Annotated in this window: 16 protein-coding genes and 3 tRNA genes; 13 read left to right on the forward strand and 6 right to left on the reverse strand. The window is 62.1% G+C overall.

Annotated features, from left to right (window positions below; genetic code table 11):
* The first annotated feature begins 8 nt into the window (after positions 1-8).
* The 11 genes from BMY84_RS12275 to BMY84_RS12325 all read left to right on the forward strand — a co-directional run bounded on the left by BMY84_RS12275 (position 9) and on the right by BMY84_RS12325 (position 10,369).
* The gene (locus BMY84_RS12275; RefSeq protein ID WP_093084200.1) at positions 9-647 is read left to right on the forward strand and encodes a carbonic anhydrase; all 639 of its coding nucleotides are present in this window, start codon (positions 9-11) and stop codon (positions 645-647) included.
* A gap of 17 nt (positions 648-664) precedes the next feature.
* Positions 665-1,456: an NYN domain-containing protein gene (locus BMY84_RS12280; RefSeq protein ID WP_093084201.1), complete on the forward strand. Its 792-nt coding sequence runs from the start codon at positions 665-667 to the stop codon at positions 1,454-1,456.
* Positions 1,457-1,473: 17 nt separating this feature from the next.
* On the forward strand, positions 1,474-1,731 hold the full coding sequence (locus tag BMY84_RS12285; protein ID WP_093084392.1) for an acylphosphatase: 258 nt from the start codon (positions 1,474-1,476) through the stop codon (positions 1,729-1,731).
* 54 nt (positions 1,732-1,785) lie between these two features.
* On the forward strand, positions 1,786-3,027 hold the full coding sequence (locus BMY84_RS12290) for a hydrolase (RefSeq protein ID WP_093084203.1): 1,242 nt from the start codon (positions 1,786-1,788) through the stop codon (positions 3,025-3,027).
* On the forward strand, positions 3,024-4,043 hold the full coding sequence (locus BMY84_RS12295; protein WP_177203996.1) for an arginine N-succinyltransferase: 1,020 nt from the start codon (positions 3,024-3,026) through the stop codon (positions 4,041-4,043). The genes BMY84_RS12290 and BMY84_RS12295 overlap by 4 nt, the downstream gene beginning before the upstream one ends.
* Entirely contained in the window at positions 4,040-5,299 is a 1,260-nt protein-coding gene (locus BMY84_RS12300) for an N-succinylarginine dihydrolase (RefSeq protein ID WP_093084204.1), read from the forward strand. The genes BMY84_RS12295 and BMY84_RS12300 overlap by 4 nt, the downstream gene beginning before the upstream one ends.
* 28 nt (positions 5,300-5,327) lie before the next feature.
* Positions 5,328-5,543, forward strand: a complete 216-nt coding sequence (locus BMY84_RS12305) for a hypothetical protein (protein WP_093084206.1) — start codon at positions 5,328-5,330, stop codon at positions 5,541-5,543.
* 155 nt (positions 5,544-5,698) lie between these two features.
* Positions 5,699-6,607, forward strand: coding sequence for a PAS domain-containing protein (locus tag BMY84_RS12310; RefSeq protein ID WP_093084207.1), 909 nt, complete (start codon positions 5,699-5,701; stop codon positions 6,605-6,607).
* 274 nt (positions 6,608-6,881) lie between these two features.
* Complete coding sequence (locus tag BMY84_RS12315) at positions 6,882-7,250, forward strand: TadE family protein (protein WP_256215224.1); 369 nt, start codon at positions 6,882-6,884, stop codon at positions 7,248-7,250.
* Positions 7,247-8,872: a pilus assembly protein TadG-related protein gene (locus BMY84_RS12320; RefSeq protein WP_093084210.1), complete on the forward strand. Its 1,626-nt coding sequence runs from the start codon at positions 7,247-7,249 to the stop codon at positions 8,870-8,872. Before BMY84_RS12315 ends, BMY84_RS12320 begins: the two co-directional genes overlap by 4 nt.
* Positions 8,873-8,920: 48 nt before the next feature.
* Positions 8,921-10,369: a cobyric acid synthase gene (locus tag BMY84_RS12325; protein ID WP_093084212.1), complete on the forward strand. Its 1,449-nt coding sequence runs from the start codon at positions 8,921-8,923 to the stop codon at positions 10,367-10,369.
* 57 nt (positions 10,370-10,426) lie between these two features.
* Here BMY84_RS12325 and BMY84_RS12330 read toward each other — a convergent pair.
* From BMY84_RS12330 to BMY84_RS12340, 3 genes are all read right to left on the reverse strand, one after another.
* Positions 10,427-10,503: transfer RNA gene (locus BMY84_RS12330), tRNA-Arg, on the reverse strand.
* 54 nt (positions 10,504-10,557) lie between these two features.
* Positions 10,558-10,634: transfer RNA gene (locus BMY84_RS12335), tRNA-Arg, on the reverse strand.
* A gap of 54 nt (positions 10,635-10,688) precedes the next feature.
* A tRNA-Arg gene (locus BMY84_RS12340) sits at positions 10,689-10,765 on the reverse strand.
* A 117-nt stretch (positions 10,766-10,882) separates the two neighbouring features.
* Between BMY84_RS12340 and BMY84_RS12345 the strand changes: the two genes are divergently transcribed.
* Positions 10,883-11,374 carry a hypothetical protein gene (locus BMY84_RS12345; RefSeq protein WP_093084213.1) on the forward strand — a complete coding sequence of 164 codons (492 nt, stop codon included), beginning with the start codon at positions 10,883-10,885 and terminating at the stop codon, positions 11,372-11,374.
* Between the two features lie 52 nt (positions 11,375-11,426).
* Here BMY84_RS12345 and ppdK read toward each other — a convergent pair whose 3' ends face one another.
* The 3 genes from ppdK to BMY84_RS12360 form a co-directional block, all read right to left on the reverse strand.
* Positions 11,427-14,126, reverse strand: a complete 2,700-nt coding sequence (gene ppdK, locus BMY84_RS12350) for a pyruvate, phosphate dikinase (protein ID WP_093084215.1) — start codon at positions 14,124-14,126, stop codon at positions 11,427-11,429.
* A 140-nt stretch (positions 14,127-14,266) separates the two neighbouring features.
* Positions 14,267-16,399, reverse strand: coding sequence for a glycine--tRNA ligase subunit beta (gene glyS / locus BMY84_RS12355; RefSeq protein WP_093084216.1), 2,133 nt, complete (start codon positions 16,397-16,399; stop codon positions 14,267-14,269).
* Positions 16,399-17,298: a glycine--tRNA ligase subunit alpha gene (locus tag BMY84_RS12360; protein WP_093084218.1), complete on the reverse strand. Its 900-nt coding sequence runs from the start codon at positions 17,296-17,298 to the stop codon at positions 16,399-16,401. The genes glyS and BMY84_RS12360 overlap by 1 nt, the downstream gene beginning before the upstream one ends.
* Positions 17,299-17,437: 139 nt before the next feature.
* Here BMY84_RS12360 and BMY84_RS12365 point away from each other — a divergent pair, with 139 nt between their 5' ends.
* Positions 17,438-18,343 carry a TraB/GumN family protein gene (locus BMY84_RS12365; protein ID WP_093084219.1) on the forward strand — a complete coding sequence of 302 codons (906 nt, stop codon included), beginning with the start codon at positions 17,438-17,440 and terminating at the stop codon, positions 18,341-18,343.
* Position 18,344: the final 1 nt, after the last annotated feature.

Genomic DNA, 18,344 nt, shown 5'->3' on the forward strand with positions numbered 1-18,344 from the left:
CGCGAACCATGACTGATTTTGCCGACATGCTTCAGGGCTATCGCCGTTTCCGCAACACCGGCTGGAGCCAGCAGCGCGAGCGATGGGACGAACTGAACGAAGGTCAGAGCCCCGGCGTGATGGTGATCGCCTGCTCCGACAGCCGAGTCGATCCGGCGCAGATTTTCGATACCAGCCCCGGCGAGATTTTCGTCGTTCGTAACGTAGCGGCGCTGGTGCCGCCGTTCGAGACGACGCCCGGCCTGCATGGCGTGTCGGCGGCGCTGGAATTTGCGGTTCAGGTTCTGGGCGTCGGTGAAATCGTGGTGATGGGTCACGGCAAATGCGGCGGTTGCAAGGCGGCGCTCAGCCATGACCTGAAGGATGCGCCTCCGGGTGAAGGCGGGTTCGTGCATAATTGGATCAGCCTGCTGGACGGTGCGCGCGAAGTGGTGATCGATCGCCATGGTGATGATCGCAGCCGTGACGTGGAACGCGCGATGGAACAGGAAGGCGTGAAGGTCAGCCTGGCTAATCTGCGCAGTTTCCCCTGCGTGCGCACCAAGGAGAAGGCCGGCACGCTCAAGCTGGTCGGCGCTTTCTTTGCGATTTCCGACGGGCAACTGCATCTGCTGGATGAAGAAACGGGCGTCTTCGCGCCCGCTTAAAAATAGGAAAATAGCCGATGGCGACACGACAGGAAGGCCGCGGCAATATCGCCCTGCTGATCGATGCGGACAATGCGTCGGCAGCGCATTTCGACTCGGTGATGACTGTGCTGGCGGAATTAGGCACGGTGAATATTCGCCGTGCCTATGGCAATTGGAGCAAGGCTACGCTCAAGACCTGGGCGGCGCTCTCCATCGCGCAGGCGATCGAGCCGCAGCAGCAGTTCGACCTGACCAAAGGCAAGAACGCCACGGACATGAAGATGACGATCGACGCGATGGACCTGCTGGCCAGCGGTCGTGTCGACGGCTTCGGCCTCATGTCGAGCGACAGCGATTTTACGCCGCTGGTGACGCGGCTGCGGCAGGATGGCATTCCGGTCTATGGCTTTGGCTTGGCTAGTACGCCGGAAGGATTTCGCAGGGCGTGCACGCGCTTCATCGATGTGGCGGCTTTGAAAGCGGCTGAAGTTCCTGTGGTAAAGAAGCCGGCGGCAAGCGCCGGCAAGGCGAAGGCGCCAGCCGCCAAGGCGCCGACGGCCCCTGCCCCGGTGCCGCCAGCAGCACCGCAGGGCAAGGCGGTCGATCCCGAAGTCGTGCGCCTGCTGATCGACGCCTATGACGAAGCGAAGCGGGACGAGCGCGGTTTCGTGGCGCTGGGTCCGGTGGGACAGCGGGTGGGCAATCGCTCCAGCTTTGACGTGCGCAATTATGGCTTCAAGCGCCTGTCCGATCTGGTCGCCGCCATCCCCAATTTCATTACCGAAGTGCGCGAAGGCGGCCAGACCTGGATCAAGCGGATCAAGTGACCGTCGCCCGCCATCTGATGATCCATGGCCGGGTACAGGGCGTCTGGTATCGCGGCTGGACGGTGGCGACGGCGCGCGAACTGGGCTTGGTCGGCTGGGTCCGCAATCGCATGGATGGGCGTGTCGAGGCGCTGGTGCAGGGAGAAGGCGCCGCGATCGATCGCTTTTTGGCCCTGGCGCAGGATGGCCCGCCTGCGGCCCAGGTTGTGGGGATCGATATGCAGGATGCGCTGGTGGAGGATCTGCACGCCTTCGAACAGCGGGCGACCGCCTGATTGCCCCTCTCGCAGGGGGTGGAGGCGCGGGCCGGGCTCTGATAGACCCTTGGGATGACTCTCTTGTCCCCCGCCGAACACAGGATATTGGAAAACGCAGCCGCTGCGCCGATGTTGGATCAGGTGCAGGATTGGGCGGCGATCAACAGCGGATCGCGCAATCTGGATGGGCTGGCACGGATGGCTGATCGGCTGGCCGACGCCTTTTCCATCCTGCCTGGCACCCTACGCCTGATCGATGCCGCGCCGGTGGACAGTGTGTTGCCCGATGGCCGTATCCAGCCGATCGCCCATGGCCGTCACCTGCATCTGTCGGTGCGGCCCGATGCGCCGATCCGGCTGCTGCTGACGGGGCATATGGATACGGTCTTTCCAGTCGACCACCCTTTCCAAAAGCAGACATGGCTGGAGCCGGGCGTGCTGAACGGGCCGGGCGTAGCCGACATGAAAGGCGGGATCGCGGTCATGCTGGCTGCGTTGAATGCGATCGAGGCGTCGGGCGCGGCCACCCAGCTTGGCTATGATGTCGTGATCAACAGCGATGAGGAAGTTGGCAGCGCCTCCTCTGCCTTGTTGTTGCGGGAGATGGCAGCCGGCAAGATCGCCGCCTTCACTTATGAGCCTGCCTTGCCGGACGGTACGCTGGCGGGGGCACGGGCGGGCAGTGGCAATTTTTCGATCACCGTCACCGGGCGCAGTGCCCATGCCGGGCGAAACCCGGATGAAGGGCGCAATGCGCTGCTCGCCGCGGCCGATCTGGCGTTGCGGTTGAAAGCAGGGAGCGGCGTCGGCTTTTCCTGTAATCCGGCGAAGATCGACGGTGGCGGCCCGAACAATGTGGTGCCGGACCATGCGATATTGCGGGTCAATTTTCGGCCCCGCACGCCGGAAGATGAAATCATCGCCCGTGCGCTGATCGACCGCGAGATGGCAGACGTGGCGCGCCGTCATGACGTCAGCCTGCATCTACACGGTAGCTTCGGCCGTCCGCCCAAGCCGATGGATAAGAAGGCCGAGCGATTATTCGGGCTGGTCCGCCAATGTGGCGCGGATCTGGGCTTGTCGATCGGCTGGCGGGACACGGGTGGCGTGTGCGACGGCAATAATATTGCGGCCTGCGGCGTAGCCGTGGTGGACACGATGGGCGTGCGCGGCGGCAGCATCCATAGCGACGCCGAATTTCTGCTGGCCGACAGCCTGTCCGAACGGGCGCAATTGTCGGCGCTGGCGATCTGGCGGATCACGCAGGGGCAATTTCAACCAGAACAGAAACAGGTGGAAGGGAATATCGCTTGAGCTTCATCATGCGCATCGCGCGCGCGGACGATTTGCAGACGCTGTATGAAATGGCGAAGCTGACCGGGGGTGGGTTCACCAATTTGCCGCCCGATCGCACGGCGCTGGCGGCGAAGCTGGAGCGGACCGAAAAGGCGCTGGCGCGGCAGGGCGACGGTATTGAAGACGAACTGATCGTCATGGTGCTGGAAAATGTCGAGACGGGGCAGGTGCGCGGCACATGCCAGATATTCTCGACCGTGGGGCAAAGCTGGCCTTTCTATAGCTATCGGCTGGGCGTACTGACCCAGCATAGCCGGGAACTGGGCCGCACTTTCCGAGCGCAGATGCTCTCGCTCACCACCGATCTGGAAGGATCGGCTGAGGTTGGCGGGCTGTTCCTGCATCCGCGCGAACGGGCCGAGGGGTTGGGCCTGTTGCTGGCCCGCAGCCGCTATCTCTATATCCGCGCCCATCGCAGCCGCTTTGGTGACAAGGTGCTGGCCGAACTGCGCGGCGTGATCGACGAAGCGGGCGGATCGCCCTTCTGGGATGGTCTGGCCGGGCGTTTCTTCGGCATGAGTTTTCAGGAGGCGGACGAGTTTAATGCGGTGAACGGTAACCAGTTCATCGCCGATCTGATGCCCAAGACGCCGATCTATACCGCGATGCTGACCGACAGTGCGCGCGCCGTCATCGGCCTGCCCCACCCCAATGGTCGGGCGGCGATGCGGATGCTGGAGACGGAGGGCTTCGACAATGCCGGTTATGTCGATATTTTCGACGGCGGGCCGACGATGGTGGGCCAGATCGACCAGTTGAAGACGATCGCGGCGGCGCGTGACGTCACTCTGTCTGCAACGCATGACAAGGGGGGCGACCGGATGCTGATCGCGACGGGCACTTTGGCCGATTATCGCTGCACCTGGGGATTCGTGCAGGAGGGCGTTGATGGCGCGGTGTCGCTCGACGCGGCGAGCGCGGCGCGGCTGAAGATCGAAATCGGGGACAGCTTCACCATGGCGGGACGGGCATGAGCGTCAGGGAAATCAATTTCGACGGGATCATCGGTCCCAGCCATAATTATGCAGGGCTGAGCCTGGGCAATCTAGCCTCGGCGCGCAATGCCGGGGCGCTCTCCTATCCGCGTGCCGCCGCCTTGCAGGGCTTGGAGAAGATGCGGGGCAACGTCCGGCTGGGGCTGACGCAGGGTATTTTCCTGCCGCAATGGCGGCCGGACGTCGCCTGGCTCGGCAAGCTGGGCACCGATGTCGGCAATGCGGAGCCGCATATCCGCGCAGCGGCCATGTCCGCCTCCTCCATGTGGGCGGCCAATGCAGCGACCGTATCGCCTGCCAGCGATACGGTGGACGGGCGAACCCATCTGACTGTCGCCAATCTCGTCACCATGTCGCACCGTAGCCATGAATGGCCACAGACGCTGGCGCAACTCCGCATCGCCTTTTCCGACGAGAAGGCCTTTGTCGTGCATGATCCGATCCCCGCACCCTTTGGCGATGAAGGCGCGGCCAACCATATGCGGCTGACGCAGAGCCATGGCGAGGCCGGTGTAGAGGTGTTCGTCTATGGCCGGTCGGGCGGGGCCTTCCCGGCGCGCCAGCATGTCGAGGCAAGCAAGGCGATTGCGCGCATCCACGGCCTCGATCCGGCCCGCACCCTGTTTGTCGAGCAATCGGAAGAAGCGATCGCGGCAGGCGCTTTTCATAACGATGTTGTCGCGGTGGCGAACGAGCATGTGCTGTTCACCCATGAACTGGCCTTCGCCGACAAGGCGGCTTTCTATGCCGAATTGCGTGCCGCCCTGCCCTGCGTCGAGATCGTCGAAGTGCCGGCCAGTGCGGTCAGCCTGACCGATGCGATCAAATCCTATCTGTTCAACGCCCAGCTTGTGACGTTGCCGGACGGTGGCATGGCGCTGATCCTGCCGACGGAGGCGCGCGAGACGCCTTCCGTCTGGACATGGCTGGAGCAGATGATCGCGGGCAATGGCCCGATCCGGCAACTGGTGCCCGTTGACGTGCGCCAGTCCATGGCCAATGGTGGTGGCCCCGCCTGCCTTCGCCTCCGGGTCGTGGCCGATCCCAGAGACATCGACCCGCGTTTTCTGGTCGATGAGGCGCAATTGGATGCAATTGCACAAATTGTGTCCGATTACTGGCCAGAATCGATCGCACCGGATGATCTTGGCGACACCAGATTGATTGCACGTATCGAGCAATCATGGTTAACTCTTGTTGACCATTTGCAGCTTTCGGGCGACCTGCTTCCCTGACGTCGGGGATGCGCCAAACGGAATGACCATGAACCGGATCAAGAGCCTCTTCATTATCAAGACCAAGTTTGAGGCTTTCATGGTCATTTATGCGCTTGCGCTCGGCGCGACCGAGCGCGGCGCGGTATATATGCATCAATATCCCGGTGTTGGTGGCCAATTGCTGGCGCTGGCCTGTTCAGGCGCCGTCTTCATGGCGGGCGGCAAGATTCTCGACGCGCTGGAATATCAGCGCAGTTTCTGATTCTGTGCATCGGAGTCGCTTGGCTCCGCAATGGATGCAACCAAAGTTGTAGCTTAGGCGTTCAACAGCGATAGCTGTTGTCCGTCATGCGATGGGTTGACAGCGAATCTCTTTAAGATGTTAATATAGATCAAGAAACGAGAAGAGGATTCCGCATGCCGAACTCTCGAGGAGGTCGAAGCGTAACCGCCGCCGAACTGGTGCGCAATTTCGCGCACTGGCGGGAGGTTGGGGCCAAGGAGCCCGTACTCGTTACCCATCATGGCCGCGAAACCCATATTTTAATGGGTATCGAACCCTATAGCCGACTGACAGGGGCAAAGGGGGCAGCGGACCTTCCGGATCGCACACAGGAACTCGCAAACCATATTCATCAGGGACTTTTCCTGTGCCGGGGTGACCTCTGCCTCGATTTCGTCAACCCCGTCGCCCTGTCGATGACCAAGCGTTGGGATCGGCAACTGGAAGGCAAACCGCTGTTCGAGGCACTGCCCGAATTTGCGGGCGCAGTAACGGAAGCGCATATCCGGCATACACTCGCGTCGGGTGAAGCCAGCGCCGCCGACATCCCTTCTCCCTTCCGCAAGGATAGCTGGCTGCATTTCGAGACATTTCCCTTCGGTTCCGGGATCGCGATCCTGCTGCGCGATATTACGGACGATATGCAGCATCACCGACTCGCTGATATAAAATCAGCCATTCTCAAGGCAATGGGCCTGCATGATGGTATCAGTTATCTGCGTGTATCGATGCGGGGCTTCATCGAGGTCGTGGACGACAGCTTCTGCACCATGATGGGTCTGCCGTGCGAAAAACTGATCGGGGTGCCGCTGCACGACCTGATCGCCATGCCGGTGCGTCGGATACTGCGGGAGGATTTGGAGCAGGTGCTCAATGGGCAGGGCGATCGCCGAACAACCACCCAGTTCCTGAGCAATCGGGGCAATGTCGTCCCGGTCGATGTCAGTCTGGTAAGGCTGCACGGTACATATGGTACGGAGGGCGCGGTCATGGTGATTGCGCCAGAAGGACGGGGTCTGTCCGGTACAGCCGCCCAGCATTGAGTGGGCCGTAATTAATATGGCTATTTACACATAAAATATGTAGTCTGATGACAATATGGGGCGTCGACTGACAGATTTGCATGCAATGACGCGCTTTATTTCCAGCGATTAGCGGCGATAACTACATATATTGCGCAGCGCCTTTCGGTAGGTCGAACACCCTTTATTGGCCGGCGAGAAGTAATCTGGGGACATGGCAGATCATGTCCCTTTTCGCTTCAAGGCCCTTGTCCGCCGGCTTTCGCTATTGCCCGCTGATCGGCGTGGCAGTTCATTGATCGAGGCGGCCTTTGCCCTCCCAATCCTGATCACCATGCTTATGGGCATAATGGGTTTTGGCAGTTGGTTCATGACCGCGCACAGCCTGCAACAGGCGGCCAATGATGCAGCACGCGCGTCGGTCGCTGGCCTGAGCACCACGGAACGCCGATCTCTGGTGGATCAGAGTGTCACCGCCAGTCGCAGCGCTTTCCCGGTGCCGGGAGCGCAGTCGATCGTCACGGCTACCACCGAAAACGGCGGCTATTACACCGTGACGCTCAGCTATAATCTGTCGAATGCGCCGTTATTTTCTGCCATTCCGATCAAATTACCGGGCGGCGTTTTGCAGCGCAGTGCCGTCGTGCGGATTACCACCCAATGAGATTTTTCAGGCGCAAAAGGCTTGCCACCGATCGGCGTGGCGGCGCAACCGTGCTGCTGGCCGGCTCCCTGTTCATGCTGGCGGGTGCCGCAACGGTGGCTGTCGATCTGGGATCGGTTTATCTCGCCCGCCGCCAATTGCAGGGTATCGCCGATGCGGCAGCGCTTGCCGCCGCGCAGGGCGGGCGGTCCGCCGCCGAACAACTGGTTACACAAAGCGGAGTTAATGGTGTTACGCTGTCGACGCTGGAAAATGGCGCTTACACTGCGGATTCATCCGTCGCTGTGGCCGACCGCTTTCGGGTCGGCGATGCCAGTGGCGGCGCAACACGGGTTGTGGTGACGCGGCGCACCCCCCTCTTCTTCGGACGGCTGCTGGTGGGGCGTGATGGCGTCGATCTGGCGGCGCGGGCTGTTGCTGCTCGCAGCGATGCTGCCGCCTTTTCGCTCGGTACCGGCCTGGCCTCGCTAAGCGGCGGCCTGCCTAATATGCTGTTGTCCAGTCTGGCAGGGACCGAACTCAATCTGTCTGTCATGGACTATAACGGGCTGGTCAGTGCCAATGTCGACCTGCTGCGCTTTGCCGATGCGCTGAAGGTACGGACGGGACGCAATGATGATAGCTATGCCACGCTGTTCGACCGACAGATCCCGATATCCGACCTGCTGGGGGCGATGGGGGACAGTATCGCAGGCAGTCAGGCAGCGACGACGCTGCTGACGCTGGCGAGCCGTATACCTGGTCGATCGGTCCGGCTGAGCGACATCGTCGACCTGGGTCCGGCACGCAATGCCACCAACGCGACGGGGCAGCCCAACATTCTGCTGGATGCTTTTTCCATGTTACGCATGGTGCTGAGCCCTGCGTCGGGAACGTCGGTACCCATGGATTTGAAGGTCGCTGTCCCGGGCCTTACCAGCACACGGTTGATGGTCGTGACCGGCGAGGGGCAGACCCGAACGCCGCTCGTCAGTATTACTTCCAAGAAAGATGTCGTGTTGCGGACGGCGCAGACGCGCATCTATCTGGAAAGCACCGTGGCGTCAGTCCTGGCAGGCATCGCGACCATCAGGATACCCCTTTATATCGAACTGGCGGCGGCCGAAGCGCGCCTGTCCGATATCCAGTGCGGCGACAATGGCGGCGTCACGCTGGCGGTCACGCCATCGGTCGGTACGGCTGCGCTCGCCGATATCGATGTCGATGCGCTGACCAATTTCTCGACGCCTGCCAATCCTCGTTCTGCCCTGCTGGCGCAGACGCTGCTGGGAACCAAGATTAGTGCCTACACCAACATTTCGCTGGGCGGCACGCACGCGCAGAATGTCTTCTTCTCCCCCAGCGAAATCAGCGCGCAACAGGTCAAGACCGTCAGCACGCGCGATGTGACGCAGGGGATTGCCGCCAGCCTGACCAACCAGACGCAGGTGCAGGTGTCGGTGCTGGGCATCACCATCAGCAATAGCCCGCTCAGCCCGCTGGTCGGCGCGGTGCTGGGGACGACCGCGCCGCTGCTGGATGGCATATTGAACAGCGTCACCGCCACGCTGGGCGTGCGTATCGGCACGGCCGACGTGCGGGTGCATCAGCGGCGCTGCGGTATAGCCTCCGTCGTCGCCTGATCACCCTCCCCTCTTGCCTTGTGGCGCCTGCCCCGTCAGGAGCAGGGCATGGGCGCTATCATGTTGCAGGGAACCGGATCGGACGTTGGCAAATCGGTGCTGGTCGCCGGACTGTGCCGAGCGCTGGTACGCCGGGGCTACCGGGTCCGGCCGTTCAAGCCGCAGAATATGTCGAACAACGCCGCTGTCACCAGCGATGGCGGGGAGATCGGTCGGGCACAAGCGTTGCAGGCGATCGCCTGTGGCGTGGCCCCGCATACCGATATGAACCCCGTGCTGCTGAAACCCCAGGCCGACCGGACATCGCAATTGATCGTCCATGGCCGGGTGCGCGGTGCGTTGGGATCAGGCAATTTCCGGTCGGCGCGCGGGCAATTGCTGGGTGCGGTGGTCGAAAGCTATGAACGGTTAAGGGCTGACTGCGACATCGTCGTGGTGGAAGGCGCGGGGTCGCCTGCCGAGATCAACCTACGCGCCGGCGACATCGCCAATATGGGCTTTGCCCGCGTGGCCAATGTGCCGGTGATACTGGTCGGTGACATCGACCGGGGCGGCGTGATCGCGGCCGTGGTGGGAACGCGGGCGGTGATCGATCCCAACGATGCCGCGATGATCCGGGGCTTCCTGATCAACAAATTCCGGGGCGATCCGGCGCTGTTCGAGGATGGCTATCGCCAGATCGAGGCGCTGTCGGGCTGGCGCGGCTTTGGCGTGGTGCCTTGGCTGGATGCGGTCGCGCGACTGCCGAGCGAGGATGCGGTCGTGCTGGAGCGGCGTTCCTTTTCCGTCGAGGCGCCGCTGATCATCGCCTGTCCGGTGCTGCCGCGCATTTCCAATTTCGACGATCTTGATCCGTTGAAGCTGGAGCCGGGTGTCGACCTGCGCATGATCGGACCGGGGCAGCCGATCCCGGCGGATGCGGCGCTGGTGATCCTGCCCGGCTCCAAGGCGACGATTGCCGATATGCGGGCGATGGTGGCGCAGGGCTGGGATATCGACATTCGGGCGCATCATCGGCGTGGCGGCGCGGTGCTGGGCATTTGCGGCGGCTATCAGATGCTGGGGCGGACGATCGCCGACCCTGACGGACTGGAAGGCCCAGCAGGTGCGATCGACGGACTGGGGCTGTTGGAGGTCGATACGGTGCTGAGCGGCACCAAGACGCTGGAGGCCATTCGGGGACGCGCGCTTGAGGCGGATTTCGGCGGCTATGAGATGCATATGGGCCGAACGGCGGGGCCGGACTGCGCGCAACCTTTCGCGCTGTTGGATGGACGCCCGGATGGGGCAATCAGTCGCGATGGGCATGTGATGGGCAGCTATGTCCATGGTATGCTCGCCAGCACGGATTTGCGGGATGCGCTGTTGCGCCGGGTTGGCGGCGAATCGGCTGGGGCGGATTATGATCGCTCGGTCGAGGATGCGTTGGACGAGATTGCCGCGCTGCTGGAACAGCATATCGATATCGACGCCATGGTGGCGCTGGCGACTGGATGAAGGGCAAAGAAAAAGGCAGCCAAAGCTGCCCTGCCTTTTTGCTGTATTCAGGAGAAATGGTGCACCCGGAACGATTCGAACGTCCGACCCTCAGATTCGTAGTCTGATGCTCTATCCAGCTGAGCTACGGGTGCATATTTCTTGCTAGAAGCAAAGGCCTAAGCCCTGTTTTCCAACAATATTTTTAATGGTGCACCCGGAGCGATTCGAACGCCCGACCCTCAGATTCGTAGTCTGATGCTCTATCCAGCTGAGCTACGGGTGCATATTTTGTTCAAGAATAAAGGCTTTAAGCCTCATTCTCCAACAATGTTTCCAATGGTGCACCCGGAACGATTCGAACGTCCGACCCTCAGATTCGTAGTCTGATGCTCTATCCAGCTGAGCTACGGGTGCGTTGGAGACGCGCTGATAGAAGCGACCGGACGATTGGGCAAGCTCCTTTTTGCACTTTTTCGACACCGCAACTTTTATCGCCCTTTCAACGTTCAATCGGTCAGGAGGACGCGGAAAATGAGCTTCACCCTGAACCAACTGGCTCTGTTGCTGATCGCGCTAGCGGTTGGCTGGTTGCTGGGCCTGATAATGAGCGGACGCGGCAAATATCGGCGGCTGTGGCGCGACGAGCAGATCGCCCATCATGCGGCCATCAAGGAGCGCGATGCCCGGGTCGAAGCGGCCAATGCGCGAATCGCCGAACTAGAGCGGCAATCCGGGCCGATCGGTTCGGGCACCGCTACTGCCGTGGGTGGCGCCGTACATGGTCGTGATGACCTGAGCCGCATCAATGGCATAAGCCAGGCGCAGGAGGTTGCGCTGAACGAGGCAGGCTATCATCGCTATGGCCAGATCGCGGCGCTCAATGGCGAGCAGGAAGCGACGCTGGAGGCGCGGCTGGGCCTGAAACCCGGCACGATCACGCAGGAGGACTGGCGCGGTCAGGCAACCGAACTGGAGCGCGGCCACAAGCCAGGCCTGTTCAGTCGGCTTACCGGATCGGCCTGAACCAATAGTCCCCGAACGAAGAAGGGCGGGAGTTGCCTCCCGCCCTTTTCTGTTATTTCTTTGCCAGAGCGGCCTGTGCCGCCGCCAGACGGGCAATCGGCACGCGATAAGGCGAGGCCGAGACATAATCGAGGCCGGTCTGCTCGCAGAAGGCGATCGAGGCCGGATCACCACCATGTTCGCCACAGATGCCCAGCTTGATGCCAGGGCGGGTCGCACGGCCGCGTTCGGCCGCCAGTTCGATGAGTTCGCCAACGCCTTCCACATCGATGCTGACGAACGGATCGCGGGCGAAGATACCCTTGTCGACATATTGCGTCAGGAAACGGCCAGCGTCGTCACGGCTGATGCCGATCGTCGTCTGCGTCAGGTCGTTGGTGCCAAAGGAGAAGAATTCGCCGACTTCGGCGATCTCGCCAGCCTTCAACGCCGCGCGCGGCAGTTCGATCATCGTGCCGACCAGATAGTCGACCGAGGCGCCCTGCTCGGCGAAGACGTCCTTGGCGACCTGATCGACGATCGCCTTCATCAGTTCCAGTTCCTTGCGGGTCGCAACGAGCGGGATCATGACTTCGGGGATCGGCGCTTCACCGCTGCGCTGCTTCACGATCAGTGCGGCTTCGAAGATGGCGCGAGCCTGCATCTCATAGATTTCAGGATAGGTGACGCCAAGGCGGCACCCGCGATGGCCCAGCATCGGGTTGAATTCATGCAGTTCGGCGGCGCGACGCTTGAGGGTGTCGACGCTGACACCTGCGCCCTTGGCCACTTCCTCGAACTCCGCTTCACCATGCGGCAGGAATTCGTGAAGCGGCGGATCGAGCAGGCGGATGGTCACGGGCAGGCCGGCCATCACCATGAAGATCTGCGCGAAATCGTCCCGCTGTTCGGGTAGCAGCTTGTCGAGCGCAGCGCGCCGGCCCTTCTCGCTGTCGGCCAGGATCATCTCGCGGACCGCCGTGATGCGGGCCGCGTCGAAGAACATATGTTCGGTACGACACAGGCCCACGCCCTCGGCACCGAATTCGCGTGCGACCTTGCAGTCCTGTGGCGTTTCGGCGTTGGCGCGAACCTTGAGGCGACGGACCTTGTCGGCCCAGCCCATCAGGATGCCGAAATCGCCGGCCAGTTCGGGCTGCACGGTCGGCACTTCACCCGCCATGACTTCGCCGGTGGCGCCGTCGATGGTCAGGATATCGCCTTCCTTCAGTTCCCGGCTGCCGATGCGCAGGATTTTCGCCTTGTTGTCGATCGACAGGCTGCCCGCACCGGAGACGCAGGGGCGGCCCATGCCGCGTGCCACCACGGCCGCGTGCGACGTCATGCCGCCGCGCGCGGTCAGGATGCCCTTGGCCGCGTGCATGCCGTGAATGTCTTCCGGGCTGGTTTCGACACGGACGAGGATGACCGAATCGCCCAGTTCGTTGCGACGCTCGGCGGTGTCGGCATCGAACACGATCGCGCCACTGGCCGCACCCGGCGAGGCGGGCAGGCCCTTGGTCAGCACATCGCGCGGAGCCTTGGGATCGAGGGTCGGATGGAGCAACTGGTCGAGCGCGGCGGGATCGACGCGGGCGACGGCTTCCTCCTCGCTGATCAGGCCTTCATTCGCCATTTCGACCGCGATCTTCAATGCGGCCTTGGCGGTGCGCTTGCCAGAACGGGTCTGGAGCATCCAGAGCTTGCCCTGCTGCACCGTGAATTCGATGTCCTGCATGTCGCGATAATGGGTTTCGAGGATCTGGAACACCTTCGCCAGTTCGGCATAGGTTTCCGGCATCGCCTCTTCCATCGACAGCGGCTTGGCCCCTGCCCGCTCGCGCGCCTGAAGGGTCAGATATTGCGGCGTGCGGATGCCTGCCACAACGTCCTCACCCTGGGCGTTGATCAGATATTCGCCATAATAGGCATTTTCGCCGGTGGCCGGATCGCGGGTGAAGGCCACGCCGGTCGCCGACGTGTCGCCCATATTGCCGAACACCATCGCCTGCACATTGACGGCGGTGCCCCAGTCACCGGGGATCGAGTTCAGGCGGCGATAGACCTTCGCACGGTCGGCCTGCCAGGAACCGAACACGGCCGAAATCGCGCCCCAGAGCTGATCATGCACGTCCTGCGGGAAAGGCTTGTCCCACAGCTTGGCAACCAGCGCCTTATATTCGGTGACCAGCGCCTTCCAGTCGTCGGCGGTCATTTCGGTGTCGAGGGTATAGCCCTGATCTTCCTTGGCGATTTCGAGGGCTTCCTCGAACGCGCCATGATCGAGTTCGAGCACCACGTCGCAATACATCTGGATGAAGCGGCGATAGCTGTCCCAGGCGAAACGCTCGTCGCCCGACGCCGTGGCAAGGCCGAGCACGGTTTCGTCGTTGAGGCCGAGGTTGAGGACGGTGTCCATCATGCCGGGCATGGAGATGCGCGCGCCCGAACGGACCGACACCAGCAGCGGATCGGCCGCGTCGCCGAACTTCTTGCCGGTGATGCCCTCGATATGGGCGATGCCGTTGGCGACTTCCGCCTTCAGGCTGTCGGGATAGACGCCGCCATCGGTATAATAGCGGGTGCACATTTCGGTGGTGATGGTGAAGCCCGGCGGAACCGGCAGGCCGATGGCGGCCATGCCGTCCAGATTCGCGCCCTTGCCGCCCAGCAGGTTCTTGTCACCCTTGCCCCCATCATTCACGCCGCCGCCGAAACGATAGACATAGCGTGTCGAAGTGGTGCTCATCTGGGCCTCATCCGTCATTACCATAGTAGCGGCTCTCCCTGCACTGATTGCCGTGGTTGTGCGTTGCAATAATAATGCCGCAATTAGCGGCGTAAAGTCTTGGACGATAGGATTTATCGCGCTTAACTTCGCATATTTCCCGTAAATATCAGAATATTCTTACCTCACCCGGCAATTTTCGAAAAGTCTGCAACATTGTGCACTGCATCACGAACCCGCGCCAGCAATGCGAGGCGAGTCGTGCGCTTCGCCGGATCGGTGTCATTGACCATGACGGTATCGAAGAAGGCGTCGATCGGCGCCCGCAATGTCGCCAGTGCGGCCATGGCGCCTTCGAAGGCTTCGTCCGCCACCGCCTGCGCCGCGCGCGGTTCCGCCGCGTCCAGCGCCGCGATCAGGTCAGCTTCTGCTTTTTCGGGGGTGTAGGACAGTTCCGAAAAGCTCACCCCAGCATCCGCTGGCATGACGGAATTAGGTGCTTCCTTCTTCAGGATGTTCGCGGCGCGCTTGTAGCCGGCGAGCAGATTGGCGCCGTCGTCGGTCGCGACGAAGGACTGAAGCGCCTTCACGCGGGCGAGCAGGCGGACAAGATCATCCTCTCCGCCAAGCGCAAACACCGCGTCGATCAGGTCGTGACGAACACCGGCTTCCTTCTGCTGGACCTTGAGGCGGTCGGCGAAGAAATTGTTCAAATCAGCCGTTGCCTGCGACGAAAAGATAGGCCTTTCCGCCCAAAGTCGCAAAGTTTCGAGCGAAAATCGAAGATTGTTCCGAGTGATGAGCTGAATGACGCCCAGTACGGCACGACGAAGAGCAAACGGATCCTTGGAACCCGTGGGCTTTTCGTCGATGTCGAAAAAGCTCCAAATGCTATCAAGCTTGTCCGCAAGGCTTACCGCGACCGTTACCGGCGCAACCGGCACATCATCGCCTTGTCCGGCGGGCTTATAATGATCCCGGATGGCATCAGCGACGGCATCGGGAAGGCCTTCCGCGCGCGTATAATAGCCCCCCATAATTCCCTGCAACTCAGGAAATTCGCCAACCATTTCGGTAACGAGATCGGCTTTAGAGAGGCGAGCAGCGGTTGAGACGCTGTTGAAAAGCTCGGTTTCGGAGCCCCCAGATACTGGCTTCACTATTTTGGTATCAACCAACAAGCGAGCCAATTTGACGACCCGCTCCACCTTGTCGGCGACGGTACCCAGCTTTTCGTGGAAGGTGATGCGTTCCAGCTTCTGGGCATGTTCGGCCAGCGTCTTGCGGGTCGAGCGGCGGCGTGCGGCCCCCGTGCCCTCATGATGCCACTGATCCTCTTCCCAGAAATGGCGCGCGTCGCTGAGGCGGGCAGCCAGCACCTTGCGGTTGCCCTCCACGATCGCCACGCCGCCATCGATCGCGTCGATATTGGCGGTGCAGATGAAGGCGGGCGCCAGTTTCCCCGCTGCGTCGCGCAGCACGAAATATTTCTGGTTGATCCGCAGGGTTAGCTGAATGACTTCGGGCGGCACCTCAAGGAAGGCCGGGTCGAAATCGCCCAGCAGCGGCACCGGCCATTCGGTCAGACCCGCATTTTCCGCGACGAGCCCCTTGTCCTCGATCACGCTATAGCCCTGCGCGGCGGCGGCTTCACTGGCCTTTGCCTCGATGATCGCCTGCCGTTCCTGATGGCTGGCGATGACATAGGCGGCGCGCAGCTTTGCGGCATAATCGTCGGCGCCGTCGATGGTGACGGGGCCGGTCGAATGGAAGCGATGGCCCACGGTTTCGCGACCGGCGACGATGCCGTCAATCTCGATCGCGATCACCTCGCCACCCAGCAGCGCGACGATGCCCTGCAAGGGGCGGACCCAGCGCAGGCTTTCGGTGGTCTGGCTGGCGGTGCCCCAGCGCATCGACTTGGGCCAGGGGAAGGCGCGCACGACGGCGGGCACGGCCTGCGCCAGCACATCGGCGGTGGCGCGGCCGGGCTTGTTCACCACGGCGAACCAGACGCCGTCGCGATCCTCCAGTTGATCCTGGGTCAGGCCGGTCTTGCGCAGGAAGCCGTCCAGCGCCTGCGCGGGAGCGCTGGTGCGGGGGCCTTTGAATTCCTCGCTGACTGCCGCGGTTTCCAGCGGCAGGCCGCGCGCGATCAGCGCAAGGCGGCGGGGCGTGACGAAACTGTCGATCGCGGCGGGCTTCAGCCCGGCCTTCGCCAGTTCTTCGGCAAAGAGGCGGGCAAGATCGTCCGACGCCTTCAATTGCATGCGCGCGGGGATTTCTTCGCAGCGCAGTTCGAGGAGGAAATCGGTCATTAGGCAGTCCACCCCGGAAATTTCGCGGCCCATTCTTCGGCGTTGGTGGCGATCCATGCTTCGCAGCTGCCCTTGGCCATGTCGCGCACCTGGCCCATATAGCTGGCGCGTTCCTGCACGGAGATGACGCCGCGCGCCTGGAGCAGGTTGAACACATGGCTGGCCTTGATCGCCTGATCATAGGCGGCGAGCGGGACGCCATTGTCGATGCACTGGCGCCATTCGGACTGGCAATCCTTGAACCAGCGGAACAGCTTTTCGGTGTCGGCGACCTCGAAATTCCATTTCGACATCTGCTGTTCATTGGCCAGGAACACGTCGCCATAGGTGACGCCGGCATCATTGAACTTCAGGTCATAGACGCTGTCGACGCCCTGAATATACATGGCGAGGCGTTCGAGGCCATAGGTCAGTTCGCCCGCGACCGGCTTGCAGTCATAGCCGCCCATCTGCTGGAAATAGGTGAACTGGGTGACTTCCATCCCGTCGCACCAGACTTCCCAGCCAAGGCCCCAGGCGCCCAGCGTCGGGCTTTCCCAGTCATCCTCGACGAAACGGATGTCATGCACCAGCGGATCGATGCCGATTTCCTTCAGCGATCCCAGATAGAGATCCTGAAGGTTCGCCGGCGACGGCTTCATGATCACCTGATATTGGTAATAATGCTGGAGCCGGTTGGGGTTTTCGCCATAGCGGCCGTCGGTCGGGCGGCGGCTGGGCTGGACATAGGCGGCGTTCCAGGGCTGAGGCCCCAGCGCGCGCAGCGTGGTCGCCGGGTGGAAGGTGCCTGCGCCGACTTCCATGTCATAGGGTTGCAGGATGACGCAGCCCTGCTTCCCCCAATAGGCATGGAGGGTCAGGATCAGGTCCTGGAAGGAAAGCACTTTGCCTTCGGCCACGGATAGTCCTTTTATACGCTATATGCTGATTTTTGTGGCTCGCGCCTTGGCCCATGCCATTGTTACGGTCAAGGGAAAGCGGCGGCAAACAGGGTTAAGCCGCTTGCCGGAACGCAGCATGCACCCCATTGAAGGGGATATGAAGATATTCCCCACCCTGCTGCGCCTGATCGGCCCGGCCCTGCTGCTGGTCGGCGGCACGGCGCAGGCCCGTGCGCCAATCTCCAAAAGCGTCGTCGCCACCCCTGCCCTGTGGCAGGTGAAGGATGCCGATACGACCATCTGGCTGTTCGGCACCGTCCATGTGATGAAGCCGGATATCGACTGGTTCGGCGGCAGGGTGAAGAAGGCGTTCGACGGGTCCGACCAGCTGGTGCTGGAGATTATCGAGCCGGACGATCCGCAGGCGCTGAGCGCGACCATGGCGCAGATGGCGATCGCGAAGGACGGGGTGAAGCTGTCCGACCGGCTGACGCCGGAGGCGCGGACGACATATCAGGCGGCGATGGAGGCCAATGGCCTGCCCTGGCAGACATTCGACATGTTCAACCCGTGGATGAGCGGCATGGCTCTGTCCGTCGCGCCGCTGGAGAAGCTGGGATACAAGAGCGATATCGGCGCGGAGAAGATATTGCGCGCCGCCGCACAGGATGCGGGCAAGAAGGTCGACGCGCTGGAGACGGTGGAGCAGCAGGTTGGCTTCTTTGCGGGTCTGCCGATGGACCAGCAGGTGCAGTTCCTGAACGCCACGGTCGATGGCTTGCCGGAGATGGAGACGGAGTTCGCTAGCCTGCTGCGCTATTGGCAGGCAGGGCAGCCGGACAAGCTGGCCAAGTCCATGAACGAGTCGCTGGAGGCGACGCCGGAACTGGCGCAGGTGCTGCTGACCGGGCGCAACGCCAATTGGGCGAAATGGATCAAAGCGCGTCTGGACCAGCCGGGCACTGTGTTCGTCGCGGTGGGCGCGGGCCATCTGGCCGGCAAGGGCAGCGTGCAGGATCAGTTGAAGGCGCTCGGCATCGCCACGCGCCGCGTCAAGGAGTGAC

The sequence above is a fragment of the Sphingobium sp. AP50 genome, from assembly GCF_900109095.1.
In the GTDB taxonomy this organism is placed as follows: Bacteria; Pseudomonadota; Alphaproteobacteria; order Sphingomonadales; family Sphingomonadaceae; genus Sphingobium.